This window comes from Thermoflexus sp. (genome assembly GCF_025055495.1).
Lineage (GTDB): Bacteria > Chloroflexota > Anaerolineae > Thermoflexales > Thermoflexaceae > Thermoflexus.
The window spans coordinates 1-2,266 of sequence record NZ_JANWXB010000003.1; the positions used below are offsets into that span (position 1 = coordinate 1).

1 protein-coding gene and 1 pseudogene are annotated in these 2,266 nt (G+C 68.0%); both read right to left on the reverse strand.

Annotation, left to right across the window (positions count from 1 at the left end; genetic code table 11):
* Positions 1-485, reverse strand: a pseudogene (locus NZM16_RS00065) (hypothetical protein); the annotation flags it as partial.
* Positions 486-621: 136 nt separating this feature from the next.
* Complete coding sequence (locus tag NZM16_RS00070) at positions 622-1,800, reverse strand: hypothetical protein (RefSeq protein ID WP_295477633.1); 1,179 nt, start codon at positions 1,798-1,800, stop codon at positions 622-624.
* Positions 1,801-2,266 lie beyond the last annotated feature (466 nt).

Here is a 2,266-nt window from a genome sequence, read left to right on the forward strand (position 1 = left end):
TCCGGCGGGAGCTCAAACCGGCAGGCGCCGGCCGCCGCCCAACCCGGCGGCTCGCCCCCGCCGGCCCCGCACGGACCGGGCTCTGAATTTGAAGGATGGACAACCCACAGGGTCGGGGGGCCTGGGGCGGAGCCCTCGACCGCCAGCAGCAAGAGGCCGAAGCCTGCTTCCTGAGACGCCGAAAGGAAAAGCGGGTTAAAGCCCTTCTGCCGCTCGATCTCCTCCAGGGTGCCCCGCTGCGCCTCGAGGTCGACCTCCACCCGCCCTCCTTGGATCCGAACCCCGCGCACCGTCACTTGATACGAGCCCAGGATGGCGGTCTGCCCGGCCGACATGCGGGGGACATCCTGGATCTCGGCGATGGAAAGGCGCGCCGGGGGCGGGGTGGGGGGCTCGATGGGTTCGGCTTCCGGCGGGGGCGACGGCTCCAGGGCGCACGCGCCGAGCATCCCGACGATCAGCGCCACGCATATCCGGCGTCCCATCTCCCCTCCTTGTCCACCTTCGGATCCCTTCCCATGAGAAACGGAACGAGGCAGCGGCGCCGTCCGCCCCCGACTCCCCGCCCTTTCGGTCGACCTTCGGTCCTGACCGCCGGGATCGGTTCTGGGCGCCGGAACGCTACCGGCGGAGGAGGGGCAGGTAGGCGCAAGAGAGCGCCGCCCGGGATCGGCCGATGAAGTCCACGGCCAGGTCCCGGATCCCGTCTTCATTGTATTTCATCGGGCCATACGCCATGAAGGCGAACATCCGCAGGCCCTTCCGCCACATCTCCCGGATCCACGCTGGGTTGCGCATCCGCAGCAGGTCGTCCCGCATGACATCCAGCCGCTCATGGCCGGGCAGGCCCGCGTTGTAGTGGGCGAGGCCGATGGGCTTGCCGTAGGCTGAGAAGAACTCCACGTTGATCTGAATCTGGTCGGGGTTGCCCAGGCCGCCGTTCTCGTGGGGGAGCCGGCCGATCATGCTCTGGAAGAAGATCCAGTCGGACTGGGCGATCAGGGGGTGGAAGAGGCGGATGAGGCTGCGGCCGGCCTGCTCAGCGGGCGTGTTCACGTCGAAGGTGGCCAGCCAGCCCCCGAAGCCGATCCCGACCTGAGCCTGCGGCATCTCGCTCCGGATGGCAGCCATCGCCTCCATGAGGCGGGGGATGAGGGCCTCATAGTATTCCGCGGTGGTGGCGTTGTATCGGTCGGAATACGCCAGAGGATCAGCACACGCGGGATCGTAGCGGCAGGCGGGATAGGTGGAGAACTCCGTGGCCAGGACGAAATAGACCGTCCGCGGATAAGCCGAGAGCAGCGCTGCCAGGGCCCGGACGTCCTGGACGAACTGGGAGGAGATGTGGTAGTCGCCGCGGGTGGGCGGGCCGTAGTGAACGCTCTGGCCATCATAATTCTCCCAGGTGATGATCATCAGGTCATAGCCCTGGGCGGCCCATTGGGCGAAGCGGCCGGCGGCGGCCCAGTGGTGGAAATACAAGAGGTCTCCCCGCACGGTCCCGGAGGCGGGGTCGCGGTAGCCGTTGAACCAGGCGACGACCAAGTCGGGGCGGAGGGCGGCGAGGACAGGTGGGGCTTCGGGGTCGTCGCCGTCAATCAGGCGGCCGGGGTCATCGCCGAGGCCGATGCGGAAGGCGGGGCAGCCGGCGGCTGCCGAGGCGGAGGATAGGGAGCGCACGGCCAGGGCGGGCGGGGGAGGCGGCGATGGAGGGCGGAGGAGGGAGGCGAGGAGCAGACCGGCCAGAAGGGGCGCGATCCATCGGCGGGGAACCGGGCGCAGCTTAGAGCATCTGGGCATCACGCCTGAGCTCCGGGCGAAGGGAATGAAGGGCGTGCGAGGCGGCTTGGGATGAACGCGGCGGCTCCCGGGCGGGCCTTCAGAGGGCGTTTGGAGGGGCGGGGCGATCTTGCGCTCGCCAGACCGGGCTTCGGCCTCAGCCCTCGCCGCTCAGCGCCATCCCAGCTCTACCGCGTCCTTGCAGGTTTTGCTGCTTTCTCCCCGATAGCCGGTGGCTCCAAGCCCAGTTTCCCGGTTTCAATGCCACTACGGCTTTGCTGCTTTCTCCTCCAGGAGGGGCGAGCTCTCCTTCCGGGGGAGTTCGTTTCAACGCCACCACGGCTTTGCTGCTTTCTTCCCTGAGGAGATCCGGCCATTGCTCCCACCCCTCGTTTCAATGCCACCACGGCTTTGCTGCTTTCCCTCCCGGGACGGGCGCAGGCCTGTGTCCTCAAAGCGGTTTCAATGCCACCACGGCTTTGCTGCT